This is a genomic window from Amycolatopsis sp. NPDC051903, assembly GCF_044452505.1.
In the GTDB taxonomy this organism is placed as follows: Bacteria; Actinomycetota; Actinomycetes; order Mycobacteriales; family Pseudonocardiaceae; genus Amycolatopsis.
The window spans coordinates 24,920-40,865 of record NZ_JBITBT010000003.1 but is presented as its reverse complement, the minus strand read 5'-3'; the positions used below and the strand labels follow the sequence as shown (position 1 = coordinate 40,865).

Sequence of the window (15,946 nt, the reverse complement as noted above, 5' to 3'; positions counted from 1 at the left end):
GCTCGATCGGCGAAAATCCGGGGCGCAAGTCTCGCGTGCGATCGAACTTGTGTTCTATCATGCTCCGCGTGGATCGGACGATCTCGCTGTTCTCGGCTGAGGCGAGCGGCCCCGGGCTCCCGGACCTGGCCGGCCTGCTGTGCTGCCAGGGACAGATCACCGGCTTCGGGCGCACGGCGGCGCGGCTGTCCGTGGTCGTCGACGAGCAGTGGCGCGCGGGGGCGCTGGCGCGCGAGTGCCGCCGGCGTGGCGCCGACGCGCAGGTGACCGTCGCCGACTGCGGCCGGCCGCAGGTGCGCACGTCGTTCCGCGTCGATCTGCTGCCGCTGGCGGCGCGGTGGCTGCGGACGGGGTGCTCCGGTCCGACCGAAGACGATTCGGGCAAAGCGGTGCCCGACGGGTTCCGGCTGAGCGGCGCGATGCTGCGCATGTGGGCGCTCGCGGCGGGCCGGCCGGGCCCGTCGGGCTACCTGCTCGGCATGGACCCGCTCGCGCCCGGGATGCACGAGGAACTGCTGGGTGCGCTGGAACCGCTCGGGGTGCAGGCGCGGCTGCTGGGGCCGAAGGCGGAGGAGCCGGGCGTGCGGGTGTCGGGCCGGCGCCGGCTCGACGGGTTGCTCGAGCTGATCGGCGAACCGCCCGCGGGCGCGGAGGCCGCGTGGCCCGAGCTGCCGGAGCCGAAGGAAGCGGCGGCTTGGTCCGGGCGGGCCCGGCCCGCCGCCGAACGCGCCGAAGGGGACTCCCGTCGTGACGAGAGTCCCCTTCAGTACTTGCTGGAGGCCGTTGGTTAGAAAACTCGTCCGGCCGCCGGTTTCGGCAGCGCGCAGCCGGGGCGGCCGAGGTCGATCTCGCTGGCCGGCGTGAGACAGGCGGGAATACCGGCCGTCTCCTCGCCGTACTTGGTACCGGGGTGCACGGTGACGTTGCCGGACCCGTCGACCTCACACGGGTTGTCGAGGGTGCAGCGCTCGCCGTTCTCGTTCGACGTGTTGTTGACGCCGACCACCTTGCCCGTTGCGGTGTCGACGATCGGCGAGCCGGACGTGCCGCCGACGGTCTCGCACTCGGGCGTGTAGCGGATCGAGTCCTTCCAGACCCAGCCGTTCTCGTGCAGCTCGTTCACGAACCCGTCGATCGAGCAGGAGTAGATGGTCTTCCAGTAGCCCGAAACCACGTCGATGTGCGTGCCCGCCACCGGGTGCGTGCCGGCGAGTTCGAGCGGGGAGATCCGGTACGCCTGCTTGATCTGCGCGTAGCTGGTGTCGAGCTGGTAGAGCGAGACGTCGGTGTCGGTCATGGTCGCGTACACGACTTTTTTGGCCTTCAGGGTGCCCAGGCTCTGCTTGCCGTCCGGCGACAGCAGGCTGAACGTCCGAGTGGACTTCTGCCCCACGATGACCTGGCCCGGTTTCGGGAACCCCGACTCCAGGCAGTGACCGTTGGACATCACGAGCGCGGGCGCCGTGTCGGGCGTGTCGGCCGGTTTGACCACCGATCCGGAGCAGTTGGACAGCGCCACCGCCCCGGCGAACGTGGTGGTCGCCGCACTCGCCTCGGGTGCTGTGACCAGGGCGAACGCGGCCACGGCGGCGACCACGCCACCGAGCAGGCGTCGGGTCATGGTGGTTCCTTTCGACTTGACGAGGTAGTAAGTGAAGCGGTGTCGACGCCAGGCCCACCACCGTCGAACGGAGGGTATCGACGTGATCGCGAGATACCCTGCACGGCACGTGTCCGGAATCACGTGCTAGGTCTGGATAGGAAACATCGTCGAGGTCAGCGGCGATCCGACGGGCAGGGGCGGGACGGCGTGTCAGGCCACCTAGCCGCTGTCGGGCTGGTGCGAGCGTGCACACTGGCTGGTCGAAGACGCGGGCGCAGCACCCCTCGTCGAGGGGTAAGGGAGTGCCGCCGCCATCGTGGGCGATGGCGCGGAGATGAGTGGAGAGCAGGACAGCGTGGCAGGAGCACGGACCAAGAAGAACGGCACCGGGACGGACGGCGCCGGGCGCCGGCGGCTGGTGATCGTCGAGTCGCCCACGAAGGCCCGCAAGATCGCCCCGTACCTCGGCGGCAACTACGTCGTGGAGTCCTCCGTCGGGCACATCCGCGACCTCCCGCGGGGTGCGGCCGACGTTCCCGCCCAGTACAAGGGCGAGTCGTGGGCGCGGCTCGGCGTCGACATCGACAACGACTTCAAGCCCCTCTACATCGTCACGCCGGACAAGAAGTCCAAGGTCACGGAGCTGAAGGGGCTGCTCAAGGACGTCGACGAGCTCTACCTCGCCACGGACCCCGACCGCGAGGGCGAGGCCATCGCGTGGCACCTGCTCGAGACGCTCAAGCCCAAGGTGCCCGTGCGCCGCATGGTGTTCCACGAGGTCACCGAGCAGGCGATCCGCGCGGCCGCCGACGCCACGCGTGAGCTCGACGCCGACCTCGTCGACGCGCAGGAGACCCGCCGCATCCTCGACCGGCTCTACGGCTACGAGGTCTCCCCCGTGCTGTGGAAGAAGGTCATGCCGAAGCTCTCGGCGGGCCGCGTGCAGTCCGTGGCGACGCGCATCGTGGTCGAGCGCGAGCGGGAGCGCATGCGCTTCACCTCGGCGTCGTACTGGGACATCTCCGCGACGATGGACGCCGGCGAGGACGCCTCGCCGCAGACCTTCCCGGCGCGCCTGATCTCCGTCGACGGCGCGCGCCTGGCCACGGGCCGCGACTTCGACTCCAACGGCCGGCTGAAGGGCTCCGCCAACGAGATCCGCGTGCTCGGCGAGACCGACGCGCAGGCACTGGCGCAAGGACTGGCCAACCGCGACTTCCGGGTCGCGAGCGTCGAAGAGAAGCCGTACACGCGCAAGCCGTACGCGCCGTTCATGACCTCGACGCTGCAGCAGGAGGCGGGCCGCAAGCTGCGGTTCACGTCCGAGCGCACGATGCGGATCGCGCAGAAGCTGTACGAAAACGGCTACATCACCTACATGCGTACCGACTCGACGACCCTGTCGGAGTCGGCGATCTCGGCCGCGCGCAGCCAGGCGACGCAGCTGTACGGCAAGGAGTACGTGTCGCCTTCGCCGCGGCAGTACACGCGCAAGGTCAAGAACGCGCAGGAGGCCCACGAGGCGATCCGCCCGTCCGGCGAGGTGTTCCGCACGCCGGGCCAGGTCGCGGGTGAGCTGGACTCCGACGAGTTCCGCCTGTACGAGATGATCTGGCAGCGCACGATCGCGTCGCAGATGGCCGACGCGAAGGGCACCACGATGTCGGTGCGCATCGTCGGCACCGCGACCTCGGGCGAGGAGTGCACGTTCGCCGCGTCCGGTCGCACCATCACCTTCGCGGGCTTCCTGAAGGCCTACGTCGAGGCGGTCGACACCGAGGCCGGCGGCGAGGCCGACGACAAGCAGAGCCGCTTGCCGGTGCTGGTCAAGGACCAGGGCCTGACCGCTTCCGACCTGTCCGCCGACGGCCACACCACGTCGCCGCCCGCGCGCTACTCCGAGCCGAGCCTGGTGAGCAAGCTCGAGGAGCTGGGCATCGGCCGGCCGTCGACGTACGCGTCGATCATCAAGACCATCCAGGACCGCGGGTACGTGTGGAAGAAGGGTTCCGCGCTGGTGCCCTCCTGGGTCGCGTTCGCCGTGATCGGCCTGATGGAGCGGCACTTCGAGCGGCTGGTGGACTACGACTTCACCGCCGGGCTCGAGGACGAGCTCGACCGCATCGCCAACGGCGACGAGCACCGCGCGCAGTGGCTCTCGAAGTTCTACTTCGGCGGCGACTTCGGCGTGGAGGGCTCGGTCGGCCGGCTCGGCGGGCTGAAGAAGCTGGTCGACGGCAGCGTCGAGGGCATCGACGCGCGCGAGATCAACTCGATCCCGCTGTTCAACGACGCCGACGGGCACAAGGTCGTCGTGCGCGTGGGCCGCTACGGGCCGTACCTCGAGCGCGAGGTGGACGGCCAGTCACAGCGCGCCAACCTGCCCGAGGACCTGCCGCCCGACGAGCTGACGTCGGAGATCGCGGAGAAGCTCTTCGCGACGCCGCAGGAAGGTCGCCAGCTGGGCACCGACCCGGTGAGCGGGCACGAGATCGTGGCGAAGGAAGGCCGCTTCGGCCCGTACGTCACCGAGGTGCTGCCCGAACCGGAGCCGCTGCCCGAGGGCGCGACGGCCGCGCAGAAGAAGGCCGCCAAGGCGAAGCAGCCGAAGCCGCGCACGGGTTCGCTGTTCAAGTCCATGGCGATCGACACGATGACGCTCGAGGACGCGCTGAAGCTGCTGTCGCTGCCGCGCGTGGTGGGCAAGGACCCGGAGTCGGGTGACGAGATCACCGCGCAGAACGGGCGCTACGGGCCGTACCTGAAGAAGGGCACGGACTCGCGGTCGATCCAGACCGAGGAGCAGCTGTTCTCGATCACGCTGGAAGAGGCGCTGAAGATCTACTCGGAGCCGAAGCAGCGCGGCCGGTCGGCCACCGCGAAGCCGCCCCTCAAGGAGCTCGGTGACGACCCGGTGTCGGGCAAGCCGATGGTGGTCAAGGACGGCCGCTTCGGCCCGTACGTGACCGATGGCGAGTACAACGCGACGCTGCGCAAGACCGACAGCATCGAGGACCTCACGGCCGAGCGGGCGGCGGAGCTGCTGGCGGACAAGCGGGCGAAGGGCCCGGCGCCGAAGAAGCGCACGACGACCCGGAAGACGACCACGGCGGCGAAGTCGACCGCGACCAAGACCGCGGCGGCCAAGAAGGCGCCCGCGAAGAAGGCGAGCACCGCGAAGGCCAAGTAGGCGGCGGACTTTCCGTCGGGGGCCACCCGAACGCTTCGGGTGGCCCCCTTCTTCACGTCTGGGGGACGGTGGGTGGAGCGGGTTCAGCGTGCGCGCGCCGCGGTTTCGGTGGTGTTCGCGGTGTGTGGCGCGGCGTTCGCCACGTGGGCGGCGCGGATCCCGGCCGCGCAGGCTCACGCCGGGTTGAGCGCGGGCGAGCTGGCGATCGGGTTGTTCGGGCTCGCGGCGGGATCGGTGGCCGCGCTCGTGGCGGCGGGGCCGGTGCTCGCGAAAATCGGCAGCCGCCGGGGAGTATTGGCCGGCGCGACCGTGCTGTGCGTGGGGCTGCCGCTGGCGGCCCTCGCGTCGGGCCTGGTGCCGTTCGTGGGTGCGCTGGTCGTGCTCGGGATGGGCAACAGCCTGCTCGACGTGTCGATGAACGCCCACGCCGCGCGCGTCGAGGAGGAGTACGGGCGGCCGATCTTCGCGGGGTTCCACGCGTTCTGGAACATCGGCGGGCTGCTGGGGTCCGGTGCCGGCGCGCTGATGGAGACGGGGCGCGTGCCGATCCAGGTCCACTTCACGGCGACCGGCGCGGTGCTGCTGCTCGTCGCGCTGGGCGCGGCGACGCGGTTCCTGCCGGGTGCCGACCGCGGCCAGGGTGAGGCGGCGTTCGCGCTGCCGTCGAAGGCGCTGATCCCGCTGGGGGTGATCGCGTTCTGCGGGTTCGTCGCCGAGGGCACGGTGAACGACTGGAGCGCCGTGTACCTGCGCGACGTCACCTCGGCGTCGGCCGCTCTGGCGTCCTTGGGCTACTTCGCGTTCTCGATCACGATGATCGCGGTGCGGGTCGTGGCGGACCGGCTCGTGGAGCGCTACGGCGTCGTGCCCTTCATGCACACCGCGACGGCGGTGACGGTGCTCGGGTTCCTGCTGGTCGTGGCCGTGCCGGTGCCGGGGTTCGCGGTGGCCGGGTTCGCCGTGGTCGGCCTCGGGGTGTCGGGGATGGTGCCGCTGGCGTGGAGCGCCGCCGGTCGCAAGCAGCCCGACGCGCCGGGCCGGGCGATCGCGGCGGTGGCGGCGTGCGGGTACTTCGGGTTCCTCGTGGGGCCGGTGCTGATCGGTGCGCTGGCGGGCGGGATCGGGCTGCACTGGACGCTGGCCGTGGTCGGGCTGCTCGTCGTGTCCGTCTCCTTCCTGGCGCCGACGATGCGGGTTGCGCCGGCCGCCGCGAGCCGCTGACCGACCGTTCGCCGCACGATCGTGTCGATTCGAACAAAAGTTCGAAAAATTGTCGGTACCAGGGTGTTCAATGGTGGGGTGAGCAGTTCAGCAGCCGTCGTCTTCGACGTCATCGACGAGGTCATCGCGCCGCTCCGCGCCGAGGTTCCGGAGCGGCCATCGGTGATGGAGTTCTACGACCCTCAGTTCAGCGTGCCCCCGGTACTGGTCGAGTCCACCGGTCCTGCGCCGGACGCCGAGCCGCTGAGTCTCGCCGACGAGGTGCGGCAGTCGTTCGGGCCCTCGCTGGGGCCCGGACTCGTCGAGGAGGTGGAGCAGTACACGCGGTTCGTGGCCGGGATGTCGGCGCTCGGCCTGGCGCCCGAAGGAGAGGTCACGCCCGAGGCCGTCGGGCTGTACCGCGTGCTGCGCGGTGGCTTCATCCGCGGGGTCGTCACGGGCGTTTTCCCGACTCGCGAGGAGCCCTGGGAGGTCCGCTTCTTCGGCGACGACGACTACACCACGGTGATGAGCAAGCGGGGCCGCCGCGCGCGCCTGCGGTCCGGCCTGCTCAGCGCCCTGCCCGGCTGGGTCTTCGACGGTCTGCCCGACCACCGGCCCGGGCCGGGGCCCGCCGTCCGCATCGAGACCGACGGCAGCGGGCTCGTCCCGCCCGTCGCGTGGGGCTCGCTCGACGTCATCCGCTCGGCGATCGCCCGTCCCCGCCTCGGCACGGTCCTCGTCGACCTCGCGGTGCGCGACGCCGTCCTCGCCGAGTACCCCCACGGCGCCTTCGGTCTCGTCGACAACGACCAGGGGCGGTACCAGTTCCGGGCGGCGCCGCGCCCGGACGGGGGCTGGGTGGTGACGTGGACGCCGGCGACCCGGGGGACCGCGGAGGCGTGGATCGTCGAGGCGGTGAGGCGGCACGCGTGAGGTGGGGTTGGCGGGGCTCCGGGGCCGGGGTGGGGGCCGGGGAGTGTGGGCGCGATGGTTGGTGGGGAGGCGAGTGATGTTGGCGGGTGGGGGTTGGTGAGGAGGTAGCGGGAGGTGAGGGCGGACCGGTGCGGTGACCCGTGAGGCGGCGACGAGTGTGGTGACGGGCTTCGGCGCGGCGGCCGGCCGGTGTGGTGACAGGCCGCGGCAGGCGACTGGCGGGGTGGTGCCACGGGCCACGGCGCGGTGGCCGGCGGGGTCTTGTGACGGGCTGCGGCAGCGACTGGGGTGCTGTGGCGGGTCGGCTTGGGCGGGGTGGCCCAGAGACCGGCACTGTGTGGCGACCCTCGAGCCGGCGGTTGCGGGGTGGGGGCGCGGCGACAGGCGGATGCGTCGGCGTGCCGCGGCGCGGCGCCGGGCACAGCGCGGCGCCTGGCGGGGCGTGGTGCCTGGTGCGTGGGTGCGTGGTGTCGGCGTGGGGCCGGGCAGGGCGTGGTTCGTGGCGCGGTGCGTGGCGTCGGCATGGCGTGGCGCCGGGCCGGGGGTGGCGGCCGGGCTGGGCGTGGCGCCGCCGCGGGCTGGGCGCGGCGCGTGCCGCCGGCAAGGCGTAGTGCTGGGCAAGACGTTGTGCGTGGCGTGTGGTGCCGGACAAGGGCGTGGTGCCGGGCTGCGGGTTTGCCGCCGGGCCGCGGGGCGGCGTGGGGCAGTGCGTCGGGCGGGTGCGGCGACCGCAGGTCGCGGCGTGGGGCAGTGCGTCGGGCGGGTGCGGCGACCGCAGGTCGCGGCGTGGCGACGGCAAGTGCCTACTAGCGCGTCGGGCGGGTGTCGGAGGCGGCGGCGCGCGGTGGGGCTTGCGTCGTGAGGTCGCGCCTCGCGAAGTGGGTCGCGGGTGGCCGGCGAAACGGGCGCGCGGGACGGGCAGGTGAGGCCGGGCGGCCCGGGCAAAACACCCCGGGTCGGTTACGAAGAGTGCCCGATCTCGTGATCGGGATCACCCGGGGAGGACACCCCCGGCGGTCGACCGCGAGGGCCTGTGCCTGCAGACTGCTGCGGGATCGGCTGGTGCGCCGCGGGGATTGTGCGGCCATTGGGCGGATGCGGGAGCCGGTAGTGTCGCCGACACTGGAAGGCGAGGACATTCCGTAGTGAGGTGGTCACCATGAGCACGAGCGGTGGGGCTCCTTTCTTCAGTGCCCCCGAACCGGAGCGCGACGGGACGCTCCAGGGCAGCGTCACGGGGGAGCGGTTCGCCGATCCGCTTTCCGGGTTGGTCACCGCGGCTGACGCGGCGCCCGCGACGACGCCGGACAAGGCGTTGCCGACGGCGCGGCCCGTGCAGCACGACCCGGAGGCCGTGAAGCGGATGGTCGAGGCCGCGCTCAAGGAGGAAGCGGCGCAGACGCCCAAGGAGATCCCGCCGTTGAGCGGCGACCGGCCGGACAACGTGCCGCTGGGGTTGCTGCCCCGGCAGCGCACGTGGCCGACGCGCGCGCCGCAGCTGCTCAAGAAGGTCCCGCGGCCCCGGCCGAAGGCCAAGGCGGAGGTCGCCGACGACGACATCGAGGCGGAGCTCGCCGAGCGGCAGGCGAAGGGGCGCCGGTTGCCCACCATCGGCGTGCCGAACCTCGGCCGTCCGTCCACGAGCACGGCGGGCGTGCTGCTCGCTGTCGTGCTGCTCATCGTGTTCGCCGTCGTCGCGTTGCTGATGTTGTCGAGCCTGGTCAACAGCGTGAGCGGGCTGTTCGGCTGACCTCGCGACACCACCGCCACACCCGGGCCGGTGCCGGGCCCGGATCGGTGATCGGGCTACCCTGACGACACGGTCGGGGGATCCGGAACAGGGTTTCCCGACGCCGCCGTGACGAGTGGGGTGGGCGTATCAGCGAGGGCGTGCGGTCAGTACCCGGCGTCGATCCGGGTGGGTCGGCGGGTGCTGAGGTCTCGACGATCCACCGGGTCAGGCGCGTGCTGGCCATCAAACCGTTCCGTCGGCTCTGGGGCGTCACGTACCTCTGCAGCGTCGCCGATTGGCTGAACCTGCTGGCGCTGACCAGCCTGAGCACCAAGCTGCTGGACAACTACACCGCGCAGAACTTCGCGTTCGTCGGCGTCGTGCTCACGAACCTGCTGCCGGGGCTGCTGTTCGCGCCGATCGGCGGCCTGCTCGCCGACCGCTTCGACCGCCGCAAGGTGATGGTCGTCTGCGACTTCCTCCGCTGCGGCTTCCTGCTCTCGATCGCGATCGTCGGCGCGCCGTGGTGGCTGTTCGTCGCGAACTTCCTCGTCGGCTGCTGCTCGATCATGTGGATCCCGTCGAAGGACGCGGCGGTCCCCAACCTGCTGCGCCGCCCCGATCAGGTCGAGACCGCCAACCAGCTCGGCATGGTGATGACCTACGGCCTCGCCGTGATCACCGCCGCCGGCGCCAACGCCCTCATCCTCGGCGCGAACACCACGTTCCATCTGTTCCAGGGCGCCACGGCCGACCTCTACATCGCGAAGATCGTCGTCGTCGTCAACGGTTTGCTGTACCTGACCAGCGGCATCCTCATCGCGACGCGGATCCCCGAGCTGTCCCTGCGCGACGTCCACAAGCTGCCGGACCAGAAGGTCAAGAAGGCCGACGAAGAGAAGTTCGGCTTCGGCGACATGGTCCGCGACGGCCTCCGGTTCGTGAAGAGCACGCCCCTGGTCCGCGGCCTGCTGATCGGCGCGTTCGGCGCGTTCGCGGCGGGCGGTGCCGTCGTGGCGTCGGCCAAGCCGTACTCGTCGTCGCTGCTGGCCGGCGACGCGGCGTTCAACCTGCTGGTCCTCGCGGTGTTCCTCGGCCTCGCCACGGGCATGGCCATCGCGCCCAAGCTCGCGCGCCGCCTGCCGCACGACCGGCTGTTCGGCCTGTCGATCGTCGTCGCCGGGCTCTCGCTGGTGATCATCGCCCTGTCGCCGCACCTGGCGATCTCGGTGGTCGCCGTGGCGCTCACGGGCGTCTGCGCGGGCACGGCGTTCCTCACCGGCGTCACGATCATCGGCTCGCGGGTCGAAGACGCGATCCGCGGCCGGGTCAATGCGATCTACCAGTCGATGCTGAAGATCGTGCTGTTCGGCTCCACGATCATCACGCCGGCGCTCATCGGCCTCGTCCGGCCGCACCAGATCAACGTGTGGGGCAGCCCGGTCACGATCGACGGCACGCGCCCGGTGATGATCGGCGGCGGGGTGCTCGCCGTGCTGCTCGGCGTGATCGCCTACCGGCAGATGGACGATCGCCGCACCGAGAAGATCCTCACCGACCTGCGCAACGCCCTGCGCCGCGCGCCGCGGCGCGTCAACGGTTTCCTCATCGCGCTCGAGGGCACCACCGCCATCAACACGGCCAGCCAGGCCGCGCGCCTGTCGCGCTGGCTCGGCACCGGCACCCGGCCCGTCGTGCTGGCCGCCGACCCCGCGCTCGACGAGCGGCGCTTCCGCTCCCTGATCTCCGACGCGTCGCTCACCGGTGCGCGGGCGCAGGCGCTCGTCGCCGCCGCGGTGCGGGCCGAGCTCGTGGAACGCGAGATCCAGCCCGCGCTCGACGCCGGGCACGTCGTCGTGATGGAACGCTTCGTCGACTCGCCGCTCGCGCAGCTGTGCACGGTCGCGGGCCTCGACACCGGCGAGGCCGAGGGCCTGGCCGACTGGGCGACCGGCCGTCTGCGCCCCGACCTCACCGTGCTGCTCGACGCCGCACCGGGCGCGCGCGAGGAGAACTCGTCGGTGTCGATGAACGACCAGTGGCGCATGCAGCACCTGCTCGCCGAGATGGCCGCCGCCGATCCCGACCGCTACGTGGTCGTCGACGCCGACGGCACCGACGACGAGGTGGCGGCCCGCGTGCGCACAGCCGTGCGAGCGGTGTTCGTCGGCCGGCTCTCCGGGCTGGCGCCGACGGAGCCCGCCGAGCGCGTCGACGCGGGCAGCGACGCGCTGTCCGTGGCGACCGCCGACGTCGTCGAAGGCGAAGCCGCGGAGGCCGAGCTCGCGCCCGCGCGCGAGCAGGAAGTGTCCGAAGTGGAGGCCAAGTGACCGGGCCGATCGGCGTCTGGGCCGAGCTCGTGGGTCAGGAACCGGCGGTGGAAACGCTGTCGTCGGCGGCCTCAGCTGCGGCGAAGATCGTGGCGGGGGAACCCGTCGCGCCGGCCGCGATGACCCACGCGTGGCTGATCACGGGCCCGCCCGGCTCCGGCCGCTCGGTCGCGGCGCGCACGTTCGCCGCCGCGCTGCAGTGCAGCACCGGCACGGGCTGCGGCGCGTGCCCCGGGTGCCGCACGACGATGGCGGGCACCCACGCCGACGTCCGGCTCGTGGTGCCCGAAGGCCTGTCGATCTCCGTCGCCGAGATGCGCGCGTTGGTGCAGGCCGCCGCGCGGCGCCCGACCACGGGCGAGTGGCAGGTCGTGATCATCGAGGACGCCGACCGGCTCACGGAAGGCGCGTCGAACGCGCTGCTCAAGGCCGTCGAGGAGCCGCCGGAGCGCACGGTGTTCCTGCTGTGCGCGCCCTCGGACCACCCGGACGACGTGTCGGTCACCATCCGCTCGCGCTGCCGGCTGGTGACGCTGCGGACGCCGCCGCCCGAGGCCATCGCCCAGGTCCTCGTGGCGCGCGACGGCGTCGATCCCGAACGCGCGCAGTGGGCGGCTGCCGTGTGCAACGGCCACGTCGGCCGCGCGCGCCGGCTGGCCACCGACGAGTCCGCCCGCCAGCGCCGCGCCACCGTGCTGCGGATCCCCACGGGCCTGCGCCGTCCCGCCGACGTCTTCACCAGCGCCGACCAGCTGATCAGCGCCGCGGAGGCGGACGCGGGTGAGGAGAGCAAGGCCCGCGACGAGGTCGAACGCTCCGAGCTGCGCACCGCCATGGGTGGTGACGGGGTCGGCAAGGGCGTCGCCGGCGCCAAGCGCGCGGCCGAGGCCGCCGTGAAGCAGCTGGAAAAGCGCCAGAAGTCCCGCGCGACCCGCACGCAGCGCGACACGCTGGACCTCGCGCTCGTCGACCTCGCGGGCTTCTACCGCGACGTCCTCGTCACCACGTCCCGCTCCGGCGCGACCCTGACGCACCCGGACCACGCCGACGAGATCCGCTCGGCCGCCGCGGCCTGGACGCCGGAATCCACGCTGCGCCGCCTGGAAGCGGTCCTCGGCTGCCGTGAGGCGATCGAACTGAACGTCAAGCCACGTATCGCCGTGGAGGCGATGGTTACCGCCCTGCGCCACGGCTGAGCGCGAACCGGCCCGGCCACCGTTCGACGGTGACCGGGCCGCGTCGGCGAACTCCCGGACGGCTCAATCGCGCGGGTGCGGCGACGGCTTGAACGGCTTCGGGTCCTGCTTCTTCACCGTGGCCGGGACGACGCGGCGGCGGTTCGGGAACGCCGCGACCAGCACCACACCGAGCAGCAGCATCGCCGTACCGGCCCAGAACAGCGGCACCGTGTCGTAGGCAGTGCCGGTGTAGGCGAGGTTCTTGACCGGGCCCTTGGGCGCCTGACCGCCCGCGGGCGGCGGGGCGGCGGCCGTGCCGCAGACGACACCGCCGGTCGGGGCGTAGGCACGGGCGACCTGCTCGCCGAGCGACAGCTGCGCGAGCGACGACGGCAGGTTGTCCCCGGCGCCGCCGGGCAGCAGGGACTTCAGGTTCTTCGTCGGCAGCACTTGCAGGTCGAACAGCCGCGCCGACGCGCCCAGCTGGTAGCCCTTGAACGGCGTCGTCGCCGCGGTGGCCTTCTTGTCGAGGCCCGCGATCGACAGCCTCAGGACGCCGAGGTCCAGCACGGTGCCGGCGGTGTCGCCGACCTGCTGGAGACCCTTCGTCACCGTCGAGACGAGACCGCCGACGACGGGAAGCGAGTTCAGCTGACCGAACTGGTCGGACAGGCCCGCGAGCGGCAGCCCGATCGGGATGTCCTTGGTCGGGTGCGCCGCGTCGAGCGTGTACAGCGTTTTGCCGCCGGCCTGGATCGACAGGACGGGCGCGGTGTAGTCGACCTTGGACGTCTTCTCGTCGCCGGTCGAGGTCACCGTGAGCGTCGGCTGGCTGGTCACCTTGATCGACAGCTCCAGCGGCGTACCCTTGAGGACGTCGATGTCGGCGGCCTGCAGCGTCGACGTCGACTGCACCGCCTTGTTCTTCGACCCCGGGATGTCCACGAGCTTCACCTGCGACCGCGAGGACAGCGTGCTCGGCAGGCTCAGCAGCGAACCGGTGCCGTCGGGCGCGGTTTGGCCGCCGCCCGAGAGCAGGCCGCCGAGGCTCTGCAAGCCCTTGGCCGGGTCGAAGCCTTGCGCGAGCTGCGCGCTCTGCGGCAGCTGCAGCCCGCCCTGGCCGAGCATGGGGATCTGCGGGAGCGTCGGAATCACGTTCAGCAGCGAAAGGCTCGCTACCGACGTGCTCGAGTCCGCGATCGTGTCGACGCACGGCCCCAGCGACTCGCTCCAGCGCGCGTGCGCCGTGCCGTTGAGCAAGCCGATGTTCAGCAGTGGGTTCTGGGGCGCGTTCAGCCCGCCCGACAGCTGCTTCGGGTTGTCCGGCAACGCGGTCTGCACCACGCTGCCCGGCGTCTGCGGCGCCTGCCCGCCCACGGCCAGCCCGAACGGCGACGCCTGCGCGATCGACTTCTCGTAGCTCAGGTACGCCTCGGAGTTCGCCGACGCGCTGGACAGGCCCATGCCCGCCTCCAGCGCCGACTGCTTCGGCAACGTCTGCCCGAAGCCCGGCAGGATCGTGTCCGTCGGCACGGAGTTGGGCAGCAGGCGCAGCACGCCGAGCGCGGTGCCCGCGTCACCCACCGCGTGCCCCAGCGGCTGCGGCCCGATCGGCGCGGACGCCGGGGCCTGCGTGGGGTTCACCGGCTGCGGGATCGGCGTCGTCGGAATCTCCTGCGCGCCCGCCGGACCGGCGGTGAGCAGCAGCAACGCCGCTGCCGCGGGCAGCGCCACCGCGCGGGGCAGTCTTCGCCGCATGGGCCGGGTCCTCCAGGTCGTCGGGCGGTCGGGGACTGAGACCGAGGTCATAGGACCCTAACGACGCGGCCCCCGCAAGGTGACGCCCCGTGCCTCCGCTACACTGATCCCGTCGGACGGCACCAGCCACCCGACGCGCCGCCTTAGCTCAGTCGGCCAGAGCGATTCACTCGTAATGAATAGGTCGGGGGTTCGATTCCCCCAGGCGGCTCCGCAGGTCAGGGCCCATCCGAGACACCTCGGATGGGCCCTGATTCGTGTGGTGGGTGACTAAGCGGCCTGGCTCTGCCCGCCGGGCGCCGCCTGGCGAAGGTCACCCGCCGAGGGGACCGGCCGATCCGTCGCGACGGCGCAGGACTGGACCACTCGGCGGAGCTGCTGTGCGCGGACCAGTTCCGTGCTGTTGTGCCCGACCGGGCGGGGAGATCTCCTTGATCGGCATCCCCCGTCCGACCGCTGCTGCGGGACCATCGTCCGACGTGGTCGGGCTTATGGAGATGCCGGTACGAGTCAACATCCGGTCCATGTCGTGGAAACCCGCAGCGCACGCGGCTCGGATGTCGGGGTAGCGGTCGCTGGACTCGGCGAACAGCAGCAGGAACCACGGGTCGAGGGTGTCGGGGCTGTCGATCTGTACCTCGACGACCGCCCCGCTGGTCAGGCTTTGGAACCGGCAATGCTCGCCGTGGAGGTGCAGCGACCAGCGTTCCCCGTTGGCCTCTAGTGACTCCGGGTGATCGAGGTCCTGTTCGTAGGCCGGTTCGACGAGTTGCCGGAACACGGCGATGAGCTGCCGGGCCAACTCGCGGAACTCCGTGACTAGCGATTCGAGCCGGTCACGGAAGCGCTCGATGTCGTCGTTGCCGATCAGGTGCAGGACCGTCAGCGACGGTGGTTGCCTAGTGCCTGCCGGAGATGCGATGACGAGCAGGTCGTCCTCGGCCAGTTCGGCTTGCAGTGCTCGTGCGGCGGCGTTCGTTTGCTGCCAGTTCAGTTGAGGATCGAGCGGGAACCGGGCGGGACGCCCGCGCGCCACGAGGCCACGGACCCTCTCGGGCGACGGAACACCGCCCGACGGCGACGAGGCTCCCGCGAAGGCCTCACACACGACAGCAAGTATCCCCGCAAGTAGGCCGGCCTCTCCAACGCACGTCGAGGGGACGGCCCGATCCGTCGCGACGGCGCAGGACTGGACCACTCGGCGGAGCTGCTGTGCGCAGACCAGCCGAAGCGGTCCGGCGGGGCCGCCTGTCCGCTTGACCGCGTTCGGACACGAGCCGACGATCGAACGGCTGCGGGGCGAAATTCCTGCCGCCGGCACCGATGAGTTCGGCGGCTTCCTCCGGTAGGTACCGGTGTCGAGCCACCCGGCCGGCGAGGGGATACCGAACGAAGGAGTCCGTCATGGGCGACCTGATCGTGATCGAGTTCGTGACGCTGGACGGCGTGGTCGAGGACCCGGACGGCTCGGGCGGCACCGCGGCCGGCGGCTGGGCGTTCCGGCACGGCCCGGAGGCGGTGGCCGGCGACAAGTTCGAGCTCGGGCCGCTGCTCGACACCGGCGTGATGCTGTTCGGGCGGACGACGTGGGAGCTGTTCGGCAAGATCTGGCCGGGCCGGACCGACCCGTTCTCGGCGAAGATGAACGCTATCCCGAAGCTCGTCGCGTCGCGGACGCTGAGCAACACCGAGGCGTGGCAGAACTCGTCGCTGGTCGAGGGTGATCTCGTCGCGGCGGTGCGGGAGCGCAAGGCCCGGCAGGACGTGATCGTCACCGGGAGCGTCAGCCTGGTGCACGAGCTCGGTGAGCTCGTCGACGAGTACCGCCTGATGGTGTTCCCGACGGTCGTGGGCCGGGGGCAGCGCCTGTTCACCGACCGGACACCGCCGACGGAGCTGCGGCTCACGTCCGTCGAGCAGAAAGGTGCTGCCGCGCTCATGCACTACCGGAAGGCCGGCTGATTCCACCCGTCCGAGTGACGCTGATCGTCGGGAGTTCAGTGGTCGCAGCTGCCGGCG

11 protein-coding genes and 1 tRNA gene are annotated in these 15,946 nt (G+C 71.6%); 9 read left to right on the top strand and 3 right to left on the bottom strand.

Going from position 1 to position 15,946, the window contains the following annotated elements; all coding sequences use genetic code 11:
- Nucleotides 1-68 precede the first annotated feature (68 nt).
- The gene (locus ACIA77_RS07825) at nt 69-791 is read left to right on the top strand and encodes a hypothetical protein (protein WP_395885028.1); all 723 of its coding nucleotides are present in this window, start codon (nt 69-71) and stop codon (nt 789-791) included.
- On the opposite strand, the gene ACIA77_RS07820 is transcribed toward ACIA77_RS07825, so the two are convergent.
- Nucleotides 788-1,621: a serine protease gene (locus ACIA77_RS07820; protein WP_395885027.1), complete on the bottom strand. Its 834-nt coding sequence runs from the start codon at nt 1,619-1,621 to the stop codon at nt 788-790. The genes ACIA77_RS07825 and ACIA77_RS07820 overlap by 4 nt on opposite strands.
- Nucleotides 1,622-1,937: 316 nt before the next feature.
- Between ACIA77_RS07820 and topA the strand changes: the two genes are divergently transcribed.
- The 6 genes from topA to ACIA77_RS07790 all read left to right on the top strand — a co-directional run bounded on the left by topA (nt 1,938) and on the right by ACIA77_RS07790 (nt 12,187).
- On the top strand, nt 1,938-4,793 hold the full coding sequence (gene topA / locus ACIA77_RS07815) for a type I DNA topoisomerase (RefSeq protein WP_395885026.1): 2,856 nt from the start codon (nt 1,938-1,940) through the stop codon (nt 4,791-4,793).
- A gap of 72 nt (nt 4,794-4,865) precedes the next feature.
- A complete protein-coding gene (locus ACIA77_RS07810; RefSeq protein ID WP_395885025.1) occupies nt 4,866-6,014 on the top strand; it encodes an MFS transporter in 1,149 nt (382 codons plus the stop codon).
- Between the two features lie 63 nt (nt 6,015-6,077).
- A complete protein-coding gene (locus tag ACIA77_RS07805) occupies nt 6,078-6,929 on the top strand; it encodes an ESX secretion-associated protein EspG (RefSeq protein ID WP_395885024.1) in 852 nt (283 codons plus the stop codon).
- 1,159 nt (nt 6,930-8,088) lie between these two features.
- Nucleotides 8,089-8,679, top strand: a complete 591-nt coding sequence (locus ACIA77_RS07800; protein ID WP_395885023.1) for a hypothetical protein — start codon at nt 8,089-8,091, stop codon at nt 8,677-8,679.
- 140 nt (nt 8,680-8,819) lie between these two features.
- Nucleotides 8,820-10,991, top strand: a complete 2,172-nt coding sequence (locus ACIA77_RS07795; protein WP_395885022.1) for a bifunctional MFS transporter/dTMP kinase — start codon at nt 8,820-8,822, stop codon at nt 10,989-10,991.
- Nucleotides 10,988-12,187, top strand: a complete 1,200-nt coding sequence (locus ACIA77_RS07790; RefSeq protein ID WP_395885021.1) for a DNA polymerase III subunit delta' — start codon at nt 10,988-10,990, stop codon at nt 12,185-12,187. Before ACIA77_RS07795 ends, ACIA77_RS07790 begins: the two co-directional genes overlap by 4 nt.
- Nucleotides 12,188-12,250: 63 nt before the next feature.
- On the opposite strand, the gene ACIA77_RS07785 is transcribed toward ACIA77_RS07790, so the two are convergent.
- The gene (locus ACIA77_RS07785) at nt 12,251-13,927 is read right to left on the bottom strand and encodes a hypothetical protein (RefSeq protein ID WP_395885020.1); all 1,677 of its coding nucleotides are present in this window, start codon (nt 13,925-13,927) and stop codon (nt 12,251-12,253) included.
- Nucleotides 13,928-14,064: 137 nt separating this feature from the next.
- On the opposite strand from ACIA77_RS07785, the gene ACIA77_RS07780 reads away from it, so the two are divergent.
- Nucleotides 14,065-14,138 (top strand) — tRNA-Thr (locus tag ACIA77_RS07780).
- A 102-nt stretch (nt 14,139-14,240) separates the two neighbouring features.
- Here ACIA77_RS07780 and ACIA77_RS07775 read toward each other — a convergent pair.
- A complete protein-coding gene (locus ACIA77_RS07775; RefSeq protein ID WP_395885019.1) occupies nt 14,241-14,963 on the bottom strand; it encodes a DUF6896 domain-containing protein in 723 nt (240 codons plus the stop codon).
- 368 nt (nt 14,964-15,331) lie between these two features.
- On the opposite strand from ACIA77_RS07775, the gene ACIA77_RS07770 reads away from it, so the two are divergent.
- Complete coding sequence (locus ACIA77_RS07770; RefSeq protein ID WP_395885018.1) at nt 15,332-15,889, top strand: dihydrofolate reductase family protein; 558 nt, start codon at nt 15,332-15,334, stop codon at nt 15,887-15,889.
- Nucleotides 15,890-15,946 lie beyond the last annotated feature (57 nt).